This window comes from Bradyrhizobium hipponense, from assembly GCF_008123965.1.
GTDB classification, from domain to species: domain Bacteria; phylum Pseudomonadota; class Alphaproteobacteria; order Rhizobiales; family Xanthobacteraceae; genus Bradyrhizobium; species Bradyrhizobium hipponense.
The window spans coordinates 17,458-32,628 of record NZ_VSTH01000089.1 but is presented as its reverse complement, the minus strand read 5'-3'; the positions used below and the strand labels follow the sequence as shown (position 1 = coordinate 32,628).

Genomic DNA, 15,171 nt, shown 5'->3' with positions numbered 1-15,171 from the left:
CATGGAATCGATCGTCTAGGATGTAGGCCGTGTTCGCGATCGCGAACAGCAAATGGCCGGCGGTCATCTCTGGGGTGGCCCAGAACGCGAGCAGAAAGCCCAGCATCAGCGGATGCCGCACGATCTTGTAGAGCAGCGGCGTCCTGAAGGATTGACCTGGTATTTCGGTGCCGCGGAACGCAACGAAAGCCTGGCGCAGGCCGAACAGATCGAAATGATCGATCATGTGGGTTGAGGCAAACGCGATCAACCAGCCAAGCCAATGAATGCCGGTCAGCAGCCAGGCCGCAACGCCGCTGGTCTGCCAGATCGGTGTCGAAATCGGACGCCACTGCCAGAACAGCAAAAGCAGGATCAGGCTGGAGAGCAACACATAGGTGCTGCGCTGGCAGGCCAGGGGAAGGATCTTGACCAGCCATCTTTTGAAGGCCGGCCGCGCCATGACGCTGTGCTGGATTGCAAACAGGCTCATCAGCGTCAGGTTGACGACGATGGCCTCACTCAAATTCACGGGGCCGCCGACGTCGATCGACTGGTCGATCGATTTGGGCACGACATAATTGCCGACGAACCCAAGCATGTAGAGAAATGAAATAGTGAAGACGGCATAGCTCACAATGGCGTAGAGCAGGATCAGGAGGCGCGCGAACATGTTTTTTTCCTATTGTGCCGACAGCAGTGTTGCCGCATGCAGAAGCCTGAAGCGTTCGATGGCGAGCAGGCTCGTTCGGGCCTGACTGCTAGTGCTATACCGTCCCCTGCGCGTCCCCCGGGGGACGCCGCCAGGTAGAGATGATTTCATGGCCGCCTTCTCGCTCCGAACGCTCGGGTTCCCGGAGATCCATGGTGACGACCGGCCGATCAAGCTGAACCTGCGCAAGGGTCTTGCGCTGCTGCTCTATCTCGCTGAAGTCAAAGGCGCCGTGGCGCGGGACGTCATTGCGACGCTGCTGTGGCCCGAGACCCCCCGCGAGACCGGCCTCGCGCGATTACGGCGCCTGCTTCATCGCATCGAGCTGGCGCTAGGCCAGCCGGTTTTCGAGACCGACCGCACCAGCGTGCGCTGGTCGCCGGCGATCGAGCTAAAGGTCGATACGCATCTGCTCGAGAGCGCCTGTGACAGAGGCGCCTTCGAGGAAGCCTGCCTGATTTATCGGGGTGATTTCCTGGCTGGCTTCGCTCTGGCCGACTGTCCCGAATTCGACGATTGGACGTTCTTTCGCCGGGAGGCGCTGAGGGGACGGCTCGTGCACGCGCTGGAGCGTCTGGTGCAGGACAAGAATGCGGCCGGCGACCATTTTGCCGCAACAGTGCATGCGGGGCGCCTGGTTGAGCTCGATCCGTTGAGCGAGGTGTACGGCCGGCATTTGATCCGGAGCCTTCTGCTGGCCGGCGACCGAAGCGCGGCGGAGCGGCACCACGCGGCACTGACACAGCGGCTGCGCGACGAGCTTGGGGTGGCGCCGGAAGCCGAGACCGAAGCACTCATGGACCCCAGTGCGACTTCGTCGCTCGCCGCAGTTCCGACCACGCGCTACGTCAAGGGCGCCGGCGTGCACCTGGCGTATCAGACCTACGGCAGCGGTGAGTTCGATATCCTGGTCATGCCCGGTTTCGTGTCGCATGTAGAACGCGGCTGGGAGCATCCCGCGAGCCGGACGTTTCTGGCTTCATTGATGAGGCTTGGACGACTCATCATTCTCGATCGGCGCGGTATCGGGCTGTCGGACCGGATCGGATCAGCGCCTGATATCGAAGCCACCGCAGAGGATATCGGCACCGTTTTGCGGGCAGTGGACGCGCGTCGCGTCGTCCTGTTCGGGGCGTCGGAGTGTGGGCCGGCGTGCGTCAGGTTTGCGGTCGACACGCCGCGACTCACGGCCGGCCTCATTCTGTTCGGCGCGCTGGCCAAGGGCAGTTGGGCGCCGGACTATCCATACGCGTTGCGCACAAGCCAGTATGATGCCTGGAGCCAGCGCCTCGTCGCCGAATGGGGCGGCCCGGCCGGGATCGAAACCTTCGCGCCGAGCCTTGCCCGTGATCCGCAGGCGCGCGCCTGGTGGGCCGGGCTGCTGCGCGCGGCTTCCAGCCCCGGTGGCATCTCGGCCGTGCTCGAGGCGTTTCGCGACGCCGACGTGCGGCATCTCCTGCCGCAAATTGCGGTGCCGACGCTGGTACTGCACCGGCGGGACGACCAGGCTGTGCGGATCGCGGCCGGCCGCGATGTGGCGAGCCGGATCACCGGAGCGCGATTCGTCGAACTCGACGGCAACGATCATTGGTTCTTTGCCGGCGACCAGCAACCCGTGCTCGAGGCGATCAGGCGATTTGCGGAAGCTTTGCCGCGCGAGGGCAGGGCCCGACGTTAGCGATGTAGCCCGGATGGAGCGGGAGCGTAATCCGGTACGATATCCCCGCATTCCCCTCCGCTGTATGCCGGCTACGCCATCGGGGATAGAGCGATCACACCGCTTCAAGTTGGTCTGCGCTACGCTTCTTCTTTGCCTTCGACTGGCTGAGCAGGGGGCCTGCCGCAAGCGCCGCCGTATCGGCCACGCCCGGATCGCGCGACACCATGGCTGCGACGATCGCGCCATCGATCAGAAGCCCGAGCTGATGCGCGAGCACGATGGGCTCGGCCGAGCCGAGTTCGCCGGCGAGCTTTTCGATGTGGCCGAGCACGATCTTCTTGTGCTTCATCGCGATGTTGCGGAACAGCTTCTGGTCCTTGTCGTGCTCGCCGACCGCATTGATGAAGGGGCAGCCGTAGAAGCGCTCCTCGGCGAACCAGCTCTTCAGCGCCGGGAAGATGCGCGTGAGTTTTGCCCGCGCGTCGCCGCCGCCTTGCTCCATGGCGCCGATGAACCATTCGCGCCACTGCTTGCCTTCGCTCTCCAGCACTGCGTTGACAAGATTGGTCTTGGAGCCGAACAGCTTGTAAAGCGTGGTCTTCGCCGTGCCGGCTTCCTCGATGATCGCATCGATGCCGGTGGCGTTGATGCCGTTCTTGCAGAACAGATGCGTCGCGGCGCTGAGCAGACGGCCGCGTGCGGATTCGTCGTCGCCCGTGCCGGCGTGCGGCGAATTCGATTTCTTCTTCGAAGGGGTCTTGTTCAGTGGGGGCTTGACCATGAGCGCCAACTTAATCGCAGCCGCGCCGCATCAGCAAGCCGCATCTGTTGGGCGCTGAAAAGATTTGCAGAGCAAAGCTCATCTGCATCGCCTTTGAGCAGGACGCCCCTGATCAATCCGCAGGCAGAGATCGCTAAGCGGCTCCAATGCTTCGCATTTTGATTTTGCACCGGTCTGGCACGCTCCATGCAAGGAAACAGACCGTTCGGTATCCTATCGACTTTCTGACTCCTAGGGAGAAAACTGATGACTGCGGTCGTTCAAAAAACGGTGCTCACGGGCTGCCTCGCGCCGATCGACAGAGGCGGGCTCGAGCAACTGATCGTCAACGGCAAGGCCAATCCGAAGGTCATCAAGACCTTGAAGTGCAAGACGGTCGCGGAAGGAAAATTCCGTCACGCCAACTATATCCGCAACCTACCGCCCTACATCGTCGACGAGCCGCCGGGCCTGCTTGGCGATGACACCGCGCCGAATCCGTCGGAGGCTTCGCTCGCCGCGCTCGGCTCCTGCCTCGCGGTCGGACTGCACGCCAATGCCGTGCACCGCGGCTGGATCGTCAACAAGCTCGAGCTCGAGCTCGAAGGTGACCTCAACATCACCGCGGTCTGGGGCACCGGCGACATCTCCGAGAAGCCGGTCGGCTTCACCGACGTGCGCGTCAAGGTTGACATGGAATGCGAGGGCATCTCGCCGGACGAGATCAATGCGCTGGTAACCCACGTGAAGAAATGGTCGCCGGTCGCCAACACCTTCACCCGTCCGGTCAATCTCGAGGTCGGCATCTAGCGCGCGGCGGCAGTGGAAAAGGTGCGGGAGACGATCATGGGGACACTGGCTTTATCGCGGGTCGAAGCTTTGGATCAGCCCGCACCGTCCATTGCGGGAGAAGTGGCGCGGATCGCGCGGGAGCAGCTTGCGCCGCTCGCCGCCGGCGTCGACGACGGCTCGGTCTATCCGGCCGAGGTGCTGCGCCGCTTCGGCGAAGTCGGCGCCTGGGGCAGTCACATGCCCCAGGAGGGGCCCGCGGACTTGCGCTGCGCGATCCAGGCGATGGCGGCGATCGGCGAGGTCTGCGGCGCCACCGCCTTCATGGCCTGGTGCCAGAACACGCTGGTCTGGTATGCGGCCAATTCGACCAACATGAAGCTCGCAAAGCGCTTCGGCGACGGCTTTTCGACCGGCCGGCTGCTCGGCGGCACCGGGCTGTCCAATCCGATGAAGAGCTTTTTTGGCATCGAGAAGCTCAAGTTGAAGGGGCGCAAGGTCGAGGGCGGCTACGTCGTGCGCGGCGCGCTGCCCTGGGTCTCCAATCTCGGCCCCGATCATTATTTCGGTACCATCTTCGAGCGCGAGGACGAGCCGGGCACCGTCATGTTCCTTGCCGACTGCGCCGATCCTGCGATCACGCTCGCGCCTTGTAAGCCGTTCCTCGCCATGGACGGCACCGGCACCTACGGCGTGCAGTTCCGCGACGTCTTCGTGCCCGACGAGTTGATCCTCGCCGATCCGGCGACGCCCTTCGTCAAGAAGATCCGCGCCGGCTTCATCCTGCTCCAGGCCGGCATGGCGCTCGGCCTGATCCGGGACTGCATCAACATCATGGACGAAGTCGATCGTCCGCTCGGCCACATCAACCGCTATTTGCCGCAGCAGCCAGTGAATTTCCGCGATCTTGCCGCCGAGCTCGAGGCCGAAACCATGGCGCTGGCGCGCGATCCCTACAATGAAGAGGACACCTATTGGCGCAAGGTGATCGCGCTGCGTTTGCGCGCGGGCGAAGCCAGCGTCGCGGCGGCGCATGCGGCGATGCTCCATTGTGGCGCGCGCGGTTATCTGAAGAGCCACCGCGCGCAGCGGCGCCTGCGCGAGGCCTATTTCGTCGCGATCGTCACGCCCGCCACCAAGCAGTTGCGCAAGATGCTCGCTGACGCCTGAGTCTACCCGAGTCCACCCCGAAGACCACTTAACCTCAACGGAGAGGCTGCCAATGACGGACGTTCTGATCTCTGCCAGCGAACTTGCCGATCTCTTGAAGACCGAGCCGTGTGTCGTCATCGACACCCGCAACCCCGACGCCTACGGCGCCGGGCACCTGCCCAACGCCGTAAACGTGCATGAGATTTTCACTTTTCTGGCGACCTCGACGCCGGACGGAATGAGCGAGCTCAAGACGAAGTTCGCCGACGCCTTCGGTGCCGCGGGCCTCTCCGGCAAGGAGACGGCTGTGGTCTATGAGCAGTCGATGAATTCAGGCTTCGGTCAGTCCTGCCGCGGCTATTATCTGCTCACCATGCTCGGCTACCCCAAGATCAAGGTGCTGCATGGCGGTTTTGATGCCTGGGCCGCAGCTGGCCTGCCGGTCACGAAAGACGTGCCGGCGCCGGCCAAAGCCTCGTTCTCGATCGTGCCCGAAGCGGGCGAGATCCTGATCGACGCGAAGACCATGCTAGGGGCTGTCGGCAAGCCCGGCATCGCCATCCTCGACGTGCGCGACGTCGATGAGTGGATCGGCGACAGTTCGTCTCCGTACGGTAAGGATTTCTGCCCGCGCAAGGGCCGCATCCCCGGTGCTGTCTGGCTGGAATGGTATCGCATGATGAAGCCGACCGCTGAAGGTCCGCGCTTCAAATCCAAGGACGAGATTTTGGCGGAGTGCGCCACCGTCGGCATCTCGACGACCACGCCGGTCTATCTCTATTGCTTCAAGGGGGCGCGCGCCTCGAACACCTTCCTCGCGCTCAAGAATGCCGGCGTGAAGGACGTGCGGATGTACTTCGGCTCCTGGAACGAGTGGTCGCGCGATCCGTCGCTGCCGATCGAGCAGGGCCTGCCGATTGCAGCGGAGGTCACCACCAAGGCGGCGTGATCGTCGCTAACCGATGGCACGCGGACGGGGCGCAATCCTAAGCGCTTTGATCCGCGATGCTAGCGTTGTCGGCTTGAGATCAAGAATTTCCGCCGCGCCGCCGGGGCCAAAGACTTTTCCTGCGCAGGCTTCGAGCGCCGCCACGATGTTGGCGCGCTCGTGGTCGCGCATCTCCGAGGAGGTCATGACCGCCGGCCGCCCATCGGTCTTCTGGCGCGCGGCGCCGGTCGCGGGCTGCGTGCCGGAGGGGTCGGGCAGATCGATCCGCAGGCGGCCGTTCTGCGACAGAATCGCGGCGCGCTCGATCACGTTCTGCAATTCGCGAACGTTGCCGGGCCAGTCGTAGCGGGTGAGCCGCCGAGCGTCGCCCTCGGACAGGCGCAGGGTGGATTTGAGCGCCTTACTGTCGCGGGTCAGGAAGTGCTGGGCCAGCAGCGGAATATCTTCGCGCCGTTCGCGCAAGGGCACCGACTCGATCGGGAATACGTTGAGGCGGAAATAGAGGTCCTCGCGAAACCGTCCGCGCTGCACCTCCTGTTTGAGATTGCGATTGGTCGCGGCGATCACGCGGACGTCGACCGTGCGGGTGCGTTCCTGCCCGACCCGCTCGAAATTGCCTTCCTGCAATACGCGCAGCAGCTTGCCCTGCAGCTCCAGCGGGATTTCGCCGACCTCGTCGAGAAACAGCGTGCCGCCATCGGCGAGCTCGAACCGGCCGATACGATCGCGCATTGCGCCCGTGAAGGCGCCGCGAACGTGGCCGAAGAACTCACTCTCGAACAGCTCGCGCGGGATCGCGGCGCAATTGACGCGGATCAGCGGGCGGTCGCTGCGGCCGGACGCTTCGTGGATGGCGCGTGCGATCAGCTCCTTGCCGGTGCCGGATTCGCCGGTGATCATCACGGCTGCGGTGGTTGGGGCGACGAGCTTGACCTGGCGCAGCGTCTTCTGGATCGCCTCGCTTCTACCGATGATGCCGCGTGGATTGGTCTCGATCCGGATCTCCTCCTGGAGATAGGCGTTTTCCAGTTCGAGCCGCTCGCGCAGGCGATCGACCTCGGCGAGAGCCGCGTGCAGCTTCTCGTCGGCCTCGCGCCGCTGGCTGACATCGCGAAACACCACCACCGCACCAACAACCATGCCGCGGTCGCGGATCGGGGTCGAGGTGTATTCGACCCAGGCCGGCGAGCCGTCCTTGCGCCAAAATACCTCGCCGTCGACCTGATGAACGGCGCCGTCGCGGAAGGCCGCGTAGATCGGGCAATCGTGGTCGTGATAGTGGCTGCCATCGTGATGGGTGTGATGCACGATCGGGTGAATTTCCTTGCCCACCAGTTCCTCGGCAGTCCAGCCGAGCATCCGCTCGGCGGCCGGGTTCACGAAGGTGGTCTTGCCTTCCGCATTCACGCCGTAGATGCCTTCGCCGGCCGCGCGCAGGATGAGCTGGTTCTCGCGCTCGATGTCCTGAAACACCCGCTCGACACGCTGCCAGGTCGCAATCCCGCCGCGCATGTGGTCTTCGGCCGCGGCATCGACGTTGCGGCGGCGGCGGGCTTCGAGATCGGTGAGGGTGAGCAGCACGAGCGCACCGTCGTCATGGCTCACGATGCAGCCCGAATATTCGAGCCTGAGATCCTGGCCGGTGGCGTGACGCGGCGTCAACGCGGTCGTCCAATACGCGCGCTTGTGCAGCACGGCTTGGGTGAACACCGTCAGCTCCGGCAGCTGGCCGGCGTGAAGGGTGCTGACCTTGGTCTGTCGCAACAGGGTGCGGTCGTAGCCGAGCATGGTGCAGGCGGCCGGATTGGCATCGACGATCCGGTCGTCATAGGGATCCAGCAACAGCATCGCTTCGATAGAGGATTCGAAGACGGCGACGCGCAGATCGCCGGACTGCGGTATCGCTTCCGAAACGAGGGGGAGATCCATCATCGCCACGAAATCTCGTAATTGAACTACGAATATTCGTGTATCACGAGTTTTCGTAGCCGCCAAGGCGCGGTGAAATCCCCGTATCATCAACGTACTGGCTCAAGACGAGGCGATGGCATGCTCCTTGCGTAATTCGTCCTGCAAAGTCGCGCAGGAGATCCGATGTCCACCTTCGACAATCCGTTTGATCCCGACCGTAACCTCCGTGGCGGCTGCGAATGCGGCCAGCATCGCTCAGTCGCCGAACATGAGCAGGCCTCGCCGGCGCTGCGCTGTGAGCCCGTCGAGAGCGAGGAGAAGCGCTACGAGGGGGTGGTGGCGTCCGCTGTCATGCGCGCAATGTTTCCGCAGGATGCAGCGCGGCGCGCCTTCCTGAAGTCGGTTGGTGCATCGACCGCACTTGCCGCGCTGTCGCAGTTCTTCCCGCTCAAGACCGCGACCGAGGTGTTCGCGGCAACCGGTGCGCCGGAGAAGAAGGACCTCAAGGTCGGCTTTATTCCGATCACCTGTGCGACGCCGATCATCATGGCCGCGCCGCTTGGGTTCTATTCAAAGCATGGCCTCAACGTCGAGGTGGTCAAGACCGCCGGCTGGGCCGTGATCCGCGACAAGACCATCAACAAGGAATACGACGCCGCCCACATGCTGGCGCCGATGCCGCTCGCGATCTCGCTCGGCCTTGGTGCGAACGCCATTCCCTTTGCGGTGCCCGCGATCGAGAACATCAACGGGCAGGGCATCGTGCTGGCGACGAAGCACAAGGACAAGCGCGATCCGAAGGACTGGAAGGGGATGAAGTTTGCGATCCCCTTCGACTACTCGATGCACAACTATCTCCTGCGCTACTATCTTGCGGAGCATGGGCTCGATCCCGATACCGACGTGCAGCTGCGCTCGGTGCCGCCGCCGGAGATGGTCGCGAATCTGCGTGCCGACAACATCGACGGCTTCCTTGCGCCCGACAACGTCTGCCAGCGCGCGATCTATGACGGCGTCGGCTTCATGCATCTGCTCTCCAAGGAAATCTGGGACGGCCATCCCTGCTGCAGCTTCGCCGCCAGCCGCGAATTCATCACGACCGCGCCGAACAGCTTTGCCGCGCTGACCCGCGCCATCGTCGATGCCACCGCTTACGCGTCGAAGGCGGAGAACCGCAAGCAGATCGCCGAAGCCATCGCGCCGGCCAACTACATCAACGCGCCAGTGACGGTCCTGGAGCAGGTCTTGACCGGCACCTACGCCGACGGCCTCGGAGGCGTGAAGACCGATGCCAAGCGCGTCGATTTCGATCCATTTCCCTGGCAGTCTTTTGCAGTGTGGATGCTGACGCAGATGAAGCGCTGGGGCCAGATCAAGGGCGATGTCGATTACAAGGCGGTCGCCGAGCAGGTGTATCTGGCGACCGACACCAGGAAGCTGATGACCGAGATGGGCCTGTCGCCGCCGACCAGCGCCTACAAGTCGTTCGCAGTGATGGGCAAGAGCTTCGATCCGACGAAGCCGGACGATTACGTAGCGAGCTTCAAGATCAGGAAGGCGTCGTGAGAGACACCACTCTCTCAACGCCGTGGCGAGGTCTTGCCAGATGACCTCCTCCCTCCGCCTCCGCGCAGGCCTCGTCTCCATCGTGCTGCTGGCCGCCTTCCTCGGCATCTGGCATCTCGCCACGCGGTCGAGCGGCACCGTTGCCGCGATGAGCCCGGAATACGCCAAGCTGATGGGCCTGACCGCGACTCAGGGCAAATCCGCCATGCCCGGCCCGCTCGACGTCGGCGCCAAGCTCTGGGAGCATTTGAGACGGCCGTTCTACGACAACGGGCCGAATGACAAGGGGCTCGGCATCCAGCTCGGCTTTTCCATCGCGCGCGTCGGCACTGGCTATCTCTTGGCCGTGCTCGTTGCAATTCCTCTTGGATTCCTGATCGGCATGTCGCCGCTGCTGAGCAAGGCGCTCGATCCCTTCATCCAGGTTCTGAAGCCGATCTCGCCGCTGGCCTGGATGCCGCTCGCGCTCTACACCATCAAGGATTCCTCGATCTCCGCCATCTTCGTGATCTTCATCTGTTCGATCTGGCCGATGTTGCTCAACACCGTCTTTGGCGTCGCCAGCGTGCGCAAGGAGTGGATCAATGTCGCGCGCACGCTTGAGGTCGGCACGCTGCGGCGCGCCTTCACCGTGATCCTGCCGGCGGCGGCGCCGACGATTCTGACCGGTATGCGCATCTCGATCGGCATCGCCTGGCTTGTGATCGTCGCCGCCGAAATGCTCGTCGGCGGCACCGGCATCGGCTATTTCGTCTGGAACGAATGGAATAATCTTTCGATCACCAACGTCATCATCGCGATTCTCTTGATCGGAATCGTCGGCATGCTGCTCGACCAGATCCTCGCGCGCTTCACGCGCATGGTCACTTTTCCGGAGTAGGGCCATGACCGACAAGTTCATCTCCATCGAAGGCATCGCAAAGCGGTATCCGGGCGCGGGTGGCGGCACCACGGCCGTGTTCGAGAATCTGTGGCTGTCGATGCCGCGCGGCGAGTTTTGCTGCGTGATCGGTCATTCCGGCTGCGGCAAGACCACCGTGCTCAACATCCTCGCCGGCCTCGATGCGCCGAGCGAGGGTGCCGTGATCGTCGACGGCCAGGCCATTTCCGGCACTAGCCTCGACCGCGCCGTGATCTTCCAGAGCCACGCGCTGTTGCCCTGGCGTACCGTGCTCGGCAACGTCGCCTATGCCGTGACGTCGAAATGGCGCAGCTGGGACCGTGCCAAGGTGAAGGAGCACGCACAGACGTTCATCGATCTCGTCGGCCTGACCGGCTCCGAGCACAAGCGTCCCTCCGAGCTATCCGGCGGCATGAAGCAGCGTGTCGGTATCGCGCGTGCGCTCTCGATCACGCCAAAGATCATGCTGATGGACGAGCCGTTCTCGGCGCTGGACGCGCTGACGCGCGGCACGCTCCAGGACGAGGTGCGACGGATTTGTCTGGAGACCGGACAGACCGCGTTCATGATCACCCACGACGTGGATGAGGCGATTTACCTGGCCGACAAGATCTTTCTCATGACCAATGGTCCGGGCGCGGTGCTTGCGGAGGTCGTCGAAAATCCGCTGCCGAAGGATCGCGGCCGCACCGATTTGCACCGGCATCCGCTGTACTACGCGCTGCGCAACCACATCGTCGATTTCCTGGTTAGCCGCAGCAAGAATTTTGCGGCCGAGAAGCCTGATCACGATCCGCGCAACGTACCCGTGGTGCTTATCGGCAAGCCCGGATTGACGATCGCCGCCGATGCCAAGCCGGAGCCGCCGAGAGAGACGTCATGGCCGGGCCTGTCCCGGCCATCCACGTCTTCCTAGCGCGGCCAAGAACGTGGATGCCCGGGACAAGCCCGGGCATGACGGGAGTTAACGAAGGGAGACCCTGACATGAAACGCGAAGACCTCACCGAAAAGCTGCTCGACATCAAGCGCGAGAAGGGCTGGAGCTGGAAACACATCTGCGAGCAGATCGGAGGCTATTCCGAGGTCCTTATCGTCGGCGCGATCATGGGCCAGATGAAGCTGACCAAGCCGCAGGCCGCGAACGCCGGCGAGCTGTTCGGCCTGTCGAAGGCCGAGACCGCCATGCTCAACGAGGTGCCGATGCGCGGCACCGGCACGCCGATGCCGCCGACAGACCCGCTGATCTACCGCTTCTACGAGATGGTGATGGTCAACGGCCCGGCCTGGAAGGCGCTGATCGAGGAGGAATTCGGCGACGGCATCATGTCGGCGATCGACTTCGACATGGGAATCGAGCGCGTGGCGAACCCGAAGGGCGACCGCGTCAAGATCACCATGAGCGGAAAATTCCTGCCGTACAAATATTACGGCGCCAGCGGCAACGTGCCGGAATACGGCTTTAGGGAAGGCTGACCGCGGCGAACGCGTCGCGCAGTTCCTTGATCGGTGCCATGTCGCGAACATAGGTGAAGGAGCCGCTCTCCTTCATCTCGCGCGCGCTGTTCAGGAATGCGGCCAATGCGTATCGCGACATCGCGCCGCCGACGCTGATGCGTTTGACGCCGGCCGCTGACAATTGCGGCAAGGTCAGCGTCGGATCGGCAAAGCCCATGACGAGGTTGAAGGGCTTTTTCAGCGCCGAAACCACGGTCTTGATCGTTGCGAGGTCGTGGACACCCGGTGCGTAGAGCACGTCGGCGCCGGCGGCCTCGAACGCCAGCAACCGTTTGATGGTGTCGTCGAGGTCGTTGCGCCCGTGCAGAAGATTTTCGGCCCGGGCCGTCAGCGTGAACGGAATGGGCAGGGAGCGCGCCATCTCCACTGCCGCTTGCACGCGCTCCAAGGCCAACGCGAAATCATAGATCGGACGTTCTTGCTCGCCGGTCGAATCCTCGATGGAGCCGCCGACAGCGCCGGCTTCGGCAGCGCGCCGGATCGCGTCCGCTGCGCGCTTTGGCTCATGCGCGCCGCAATTCTCGAGATCAACGCTGACCGGGAGTTCGGTTGCGGCGGCAATCGCGCGGCAATTGTCGAGGATGGCATCAAGGCTGACCGTCGAACCGCCGAAGGTGTTGGCAAGACCAAGGCTTGTCGTCGCGAGCGCCTCAAAACCCATCGCGGCGAGCAGCTTTGCCGTGCCGGCATCCCATGGGTTGGGAATGATGAAGGCGCCCGGCCGCGTATGCAGGGCCTGAAACGCTTTCGCCTTCTCCAATTGGCTCGTCATTGGTTCGCTCCGCTCATCCTGATCGATGTGCGCTCAGCAATAGGCGCCTTTCCAGCATCCGACAAATTTGTTATTTCTCTCGATGTCATCAGCTTTTTGCATGAGGTGACGGCGATGGACAGCGATGCCCTCAACACTTTCCTGGCGGTTCACCGCCGGGGAGGGATCTCGAACGCTGCGAAGTTCCTGCACCGCTCGCAGCCCGCGATCTCACGTCGCATTGCGCTGCTGGAGCAGGACCTCGGTGTGCCGCTGTTCGAGCGCGTGGCGGGGCGCACGCTACTGAGCGATGCGGGACGGGTGCTGCTTCCTTACGCAGAGCGCGCCGTCGCGGCCGCGCAGGACGCCGAGCGGGCGATCCGGGCGCTGACGAATCAGAACACCGGTCCGGTGTCGCTCGCCGTGACCGGCACGCTCGCCGACAGTCGCCTGTCGAAGATCATGACAGGGTTCGCGAAGGAAAATCCCGGTGTCGCGCTCACGCTGCGGACCGCGACCAGTGCGGAGGTCAGCGGTCTCATTCGTCGCGGCGAGGCGACGATCGGCCTGCGTTACAACGTGGATCGTTCGCGCGACCTCGACTGCGAAGCGGTCATGGCCGAGACATTGCAGGTTGTCTGCGCATCTGATCATCCACTCGCCGGCAAGCGCGTAAAGCAGTTCGCCGAGCTCGGCGGCGAGCGCTGGATCGCGTTTCCCGAGGTCCCCGGGCGACGCGAGATCGCGGCCGCGCACGTCTTTGCGCTGTTTCTGACGCGCGGCCTGGCCGAAGTTGAATGGACGGCAGTCGACAGCCTCACTGCCCAGAAGAGACTCGTCGAATCCGGATTCGGCCTCGCGCTGCTGGCGGAAAGCCATGTGGCAGAGGAGTTGAGCTCTGCCGCCATCGCCGCCATTGCGGTCGACGATCTCGTCGCCAGCCACGACATCGCCGTCGTGACGCGGCGCGGTGGGTTCTTGAGCCTGGCCGCCCGGCATTTGCTGGAGGCCATCCGAAGCAATTATAGCGCAACCGACGCCATCACGATTCGGCAGCCAAGAAAGCAACGACCGGCGCGCAAGACAATTGCACGCCGGCGCGCCAGATAAAGAACAGCGGTTTATTTCCCCGCCTTCACCTCGGCGGCCGCGACCGCGAGCAGCTCGCTCATCTTGGCCCGAATCGCCTGTTCGGTGACGGCGACGTTCTTGGCGGCGAAATCGGCCGTGACCTTGCGCAGGACGTCGCCGTCGCCGGATTCCTCGAAATCGGCTGCGACTACTTCCTTGGCGTAGGCTGCCGCCGCATCGCCGGTGATGCCGAGCTTTTCGGCCGCCCACAGGCCGAGCAGCCGATTGCGGCGGGCTTCGGCCTTGAATTTCTGCTCCTCGTCGAGAGCGAATTTCTTCTCGAAACCTTCCTCGCGCTTGTCGAACGTGCTCATGCCTTGTTCCAACCCTGCTGAATAGAGCGAGACGCCTCGTTGCGGCATCCCCCGTGCATGCCTAGATAGGGGGCACGAATCGGCAAAACAACGGGCCGTTAAGCCGCAGGCAAGGCGGTATAAGTTGGCATCGGATGGGCCGGATCGATTGTGCTGGGACAGCCAATCGGATAGGTTGCCTGAAGGCGTGGTTCCTGTTCTGTTTCCATGGGTTCCGGGCTGTTCACGGCAGCTCCGCCGTGGGTCGTAGTTCTCGTAAACCGGAGCACACCAAATACATGGATTTCAACAAAACACGGTACATCCCCATGAGCCGTCGGCGTCGCATTTATGAAGGCAAGGCAAAGGTTCTTTACGAAGGCCCGGAGCCCGGTACCCTGATCCAGCACTTCAAGGACGACGCCACCGCGTTCAACGCGAAAAAGCATCAGGTGATCGAGGGCAAGGGTGTCCTCAACAACCGGATCTCGGAGTACCTGTTTCAGCACCTCAATGACATCGGGGTGCCGACCCACTTCATCCGTCGCCTCAACATGCGCGAACAGCTGATTCGCGAGGTCGAGATCGTGCCGCTCGAAGTGGTGGTACGGAACGTCGCGGCCGGCTCGCTGTCGCAGCGCCTCGGCATCGAAGAGGGCACGCAGTTGCCGCGCTCGATCATCGAATTCTACTACAAGAACGATCAGCTCAACGACCCCATGGTGTCGGAAGAGCACATCACCGCCTTCGGCTGGGCCACGCCGCAGGAGATCGACGACATCATGGCGCTCGCCATCCGCGTCAACGACTTCCTCACCGGTCTCTTCCTCGGCATCGGCATCCGTCTCGTTGATTTCAAGATGGAGTGCGGGCGGCTGTTCGAGAACGAGATGATGCGGATCATCGTCGCCGACGAGATCTCGCCGGACTCCTGCCGCCTCTGGGACATCAAGTCGAACGAGAAGCTCGACAAGGACCGCTTCCGCAGGGATCTCGGCGGGCTGCTGGAGGCCTATACCGAAGTCGCCAAGCGTCTCGGTATCCTCATGGAGAACGAGCGTCCAGCCGGCTCCGGCCCGGTACTGGTGAAGAGCTAAAGGG

General features: G+C 63.3%; 15 protein-coding genes. 10 read left to right on the top strand and 5 right to left on the bottom strand.

The genetic code is table 11. The features are described 5' to 3' along the window. On the bottom strand, positions 1-652 hold a 652-nt coding region (gene mddA, locus FXV83_RS25635), incomplete at its 3' end, for a methanethiol S-methyltransferase (RefSeq protein WP_148742398.1). Between the two features lie 148 nt (positions 653-800). On the opposite strand from mddA, the gene FXV83_RS25630 reads away from it, so the two are divergent. Then, positions 801-2,369 (top strand): bifunctional AfsR/SARP family transcriptional regulator/alpha/beta hydrolase, encoded by a 1,569-nt coding sequence (locus FXV83_RS25630; RefSeq protein ID WP_148742397.1) that lies wholly within the window; start codon positions 801-803, stop codon positions 2,367-2,369. A gap of 94 nt (positions 2,370-2,463) precedes the next feature. On the opposite strand, the gene FXV83_RS25625 is transcribed toward FXV83_RS25630, so the two are convergent. Then, positions 2,464-3,132, bottom strand: a complete 669-nt coding sequence (locus tag FXV83_RS25625) for a TetR/AcrR family transcriptional regulator (protein WP_187436153.1) — start codon at positions 3,130-3,132, stop codon at positions 2,464-2,466. Positions 3,133-3,378: 246 nt separating this feature from the next. Between FXV83_RS25625 and FXV83_RS25620 the strand changes: the two genes are divergently transcribed. Genes FXV83_RS25620 through FXV83_RS25610 form a run of 3 tightly spaced genes read left to right on the top strand, consistent with a single transcriptional unit; the run spans position 3,379 to position 6,001 of the window. Next, entirely contained in the window at positions 3,379-3,921 is a 543-nt protein-coding gene (locus FXV83_RS25620) for an OsmC family protein (protein WP_148742396.1), read from the top strand. 36 nt (positions 3,922-3,957) lie between these two features. Continuing rightward, complete coding sequence (locus FXV83_RS25615; RefSeq protein ID WP_187436152.1) at positions 3,958-5,070, top strand: acyl-CoA dehydrogenase family protein; 1,113 nt, start codon at positions 3,958-3,960, stop codon at positions 5,068-5,070. A gap of 52 nt (positions 5,071-5,122) precedes the next feature. Further along, complete coding sequence (locus FXV83_RS25610; protein WP_148742395.1) at positions 5,123-6,001, top strand: sulfurtransferase; 879 nt, start codon at positions 5,123-5,125, stop codon at positions 5,999-6,001. A 6-nt stretch (positions 6,002-6,007) separates the two neighbouring features. On the opposite strand, the gene FXV83_RS25605 is transcribed toward FXV83_RS25610, so the two are convergent. Next, positions 6,008-7,930 carry a sigma 54-interacting transcriptional regulator gene (locus FXV83_RS25605; protein WP_430648948.1) on the bottom strand — a complete coding sequence of 641 codons (1,923 nt, stop codon included), beginning with the start codon at positions 7,928-7,930 and terminating at the stop codon, positions 6,008-6,010. A 165-nt stretch (positions 7,931-8,095) separates the two neighbouring features. Here FXV83_RS25605 and FXV83_RS25600 point away from each other — a divergent pair, with 165 nt between their 5' ends. From FXV83_RS25600 to cynS, 4 genes are all read left to right on the top strand, one after another. Further along, on the top strand, positions 8,096-9,478 hold the full coding sequence (locus FXV83_RS25600) for a CmpA/NrtA family ABC transporter substrate-binding protein (RefSeq protein WP_148742393.1): 1,383 nt from the start codon (positions 8,096-8,098) through the stop codon (positions 9,476-9,478). 40 nt (positions 9,479-9,518) lie between these two features. After that, positions 9,519-10,358, top strand: coding sequence for a nitrate ABC transporter permease (gene ntrB / locus FXV83_RS25595; RefSeq protein ID WP_148742392.1), 840 nt, complete (start codon positions 9,519-9,521; stop codon positions 10,356-10,358). Positions 10,359-10,362: 4 nt separating this feature from the next. Beyond that, positions 10,363-11,295, top strand: coding sequence for an ABC transporter ATP-binding protein (locus tag FXV83_RS25590; protein WP_148742391.1), 933 nt, complete (start codon positions 10,363-10,365; stop codon positions 11,293-11,295). Positions 11,296-11,364: 69 nt separating this feature from the next. Continuing rightward, complete coding sequence (gene cynS / locus FXV83_RS25585; protein WP_148742390.1) at positions 11,365-11,853, top strand: cyanase; 489 nt, start codon at positions 11,365-11,367, stop codon at positions 11,851-11,853. Here cynS and FXV83_RS25580 read toward each other — a convergent pair. Next, positions 11,840-12,667, bottom strand: coding sequence for an isocitrate lyase/PEP mutase family protein (locus tag FXV83_RS25580; RefSeq protein ID WP_148742389.1), 828 nt, complete (start codon positions 12,665-12,667; stop codon positions 11,840-11,842). The genes cynS and FXV83_RS25580 overlap by 14 nt on opposite strands. Here FXV83_RS25580 and FXV83_RS25575 point away from each other — a divergent pair. Then, positions 12,623-13,756 carry a LysR family transcriptional regulator gene (locus tag FXV83_RS25575; protein WP_235940166.1) on the top strand — a complete coding sequence of 378 codons (1,134 nt, stop codon included), beginning with the start codon at positions 12,623-12,625 and terminating at the stop codon, positions 13,754-13,756. The genes FXV83_RS25580 and FXV83_RS25575 overlap by 45 nt on opposite strands. Positions 13,757-13,767: 11 nt before the next feature. Here the strand turns inward: FXV83_RS25575 and FXV83_RS25570 are convergent, their stop codons facing one another. Next, positions 13,768-14,091: a DUF1476 domain-containing protein gene (locus FXV83_RS25570; RefSeq protein WP_148742388.1), complete on the bottom strand. Its 324-nt coding sequence runs from the start codon at positions 14,089-14,091 to the stop codon at positions 13,768-13,770. Positions 14,092-14,399: 308 nt separating this feature from the next. Here FXV83_RS25570 and purC point away from each other — a divergent pair, with 308 nt between their 5' ends. Beyond that, entirely contained in the window at positions 14,400-15,167 is a 768-nt protein-coding gene (purC, locus tag FXV83_RS25565) for a phosphoribosylaminoimidazolesuccinocarboxamide synthase (protein ID WP_008974302.1), read from the top strand. Positions 15,168-15,171: the final 4 nt, after the last annotated feature.

Excerpts from the sequence above, each read along its gene's own strand:
- FXV83_RS25630 (WP_148742397.1), top strand. The coding sequence starts at position 801 with ATGGCCGCCTTCTCGCTCCGAACGCTCGGGTTCCCGGAGATCCATGGT.
- FXV83_RS25625 (WP_187436153.1), bottom strand. The coding sequence starts at position 3,132 with ATGGTCAAGCCCCCACTGAACAAGACCCCTTCGAAGAAGAAATCGAAT.
- FXV83_RS25620 (WP_148742396.1), top strand. The coding sequence starts at position 3,379 with ATGACTGCGGTCGTTCAAAAAACGGTGCTCACGGGCTGCCTCGCGCCG.
- FXV83_RS25615 (WP_187436152.1), top strand. The coding sequence starts at position 3,958 with ATGGGGACACTGGCTTTATCGCGGGTCGAAGCTTTGGATCAGCCCGCA.
- FXV83_RS25610 (WP_148742395.1), top strand. The coding sequence starts at position 5,123 with ATGACGGACGTTCTGATCTCTGCCAGCGAACTTGCCGATCTCTTGAAG.
- FXV83_RS25605 (WP_430648948.1), bottom strand. The coding sequence starts at position 7,930 with ATGGATCTCCCCCTCGTTTCGGAAGCGATACCGCAGTCCGGCGATCTG.
- FXV83_RS25600 (WP_148742393.1), top strand. The coding sequence starts at position 8,096 with ATGTCCACCTTCGACAATCCGTTTGATCCCGACCGTAACCTCCGTGGC.
- ntrB (WP_148742392.1), top strand. The coding sequence starts at position 9,519 with ATGACCTCCTCCCTCCGCCTCCGCGCAGGCCTCGTCTCCATCGTGCTG.
- FXV83_RS25590 (WP_148742391.1), top strand. The coding sequence starts at position 10,363 with ATGACCGACAAGTTCATCTCCATCGAAGGCATCGCAAAGCGGTATCCG.
- cynS (WP_148742390.1), top strand. The coding sequence starts at position 11,365 with ATGAAACGCGAAGACCTCACCGAAAAGCTGCTCGACATCAAGCGCGAG.
- FXV83_RS25575 (WP_235940166.1), top strand. The coding sequence starts at position 12,623 with ATGCAGGGCCTGAAACGCTTTCGCCTTCTCCAATTGGCTCGTCATTGG.
- FXV83_RS25580 (WP_148742389.1), bottom strand. The coding sequence starts at position 12,667 with ATGACGAGCCAATTGGAGAAGGCGAAAGCGTTTCAGGCCCTGCATACG.
- FXV83_RS25570 (WP_148742388.1), bottom strand. The coding sequence starts at position 14,091 with ATGAGCACGTTCGACAAGCGCGAGGAAGGTTTCGAGAAGAAATTCGCT.
- purC (WP_008974302.1), top strand. The coding sequence starts at position 14,400 with ATGAGCCGTCGGCGTCGCATTTATGAAGGCAAGGCAAAGGTTCTTTAC.